Annotated in this window: 3 tRNA genes; all 3 read right to left on the bottom strand. The window is 57.1% G+C overall.

What is annotated here, in order from left to right:
* Positions 1-77: 77 nt before the first annotated feature.
* Positions 78-154, bottom strand: a tRNA-Pro gene (locus TE34_RS00030).
* Positions 155-160: 6 nt separating this feature from the next.
* A tRNA-Arg gene (locus tag TE34_RS00025) sits at positions 161-237 on the bottom strand.
* 6 nt (positions 238-243) lie between these two features.
* Positions 244-332 (bottom strand) — tRNA-Leu (locus tag TE34_RS00020).
* Position 333: the final 1 nt, after the last annotated feature.

The following is a 333-nucleotide window of genomic DNA, read 5'->3' as shown; positions in this document are numbered from 1 at the left end:
GGATCGAACCGCTGACCTCCTGCGTGCAAGGCAGGCGCTCTCCCAGCTGAGCTAAGGCCCCGAAATTAAATTCTAAATGGTCGGGAAGACAGGATTCGAACCTGCGACCCCATGGTCCCAAACCATGTGCTCTACCAAGCTGAGCTACTTCCCGCATAAATGGCGCGCCCGAGAGGAGTCGAACCCCTAACCTCTTGATCCGTAGTCAAACGCTCTATCCAATTGAGCTACGGGCGCTAGTGATGGTGCCGAGGACCGGAATCGAACCGGTACGGTAGTCACCTACCGCAGGATTTTAAGTCCTGTGCGTCTGCCAGTTCCGCCACCCCGGCA

The organism is Ornithinibacillus californiensis (assembly GCF_001038485.1).
GTDB lineage: Bacteria > Bacillota > Bacilli > Bacillales > Amphibacillaceae > Ornithinibacillus > Ornithinibacillus californiensis.
This window is presented reverse-complemented; position numbering and strand designations above follow the sequence as displayed.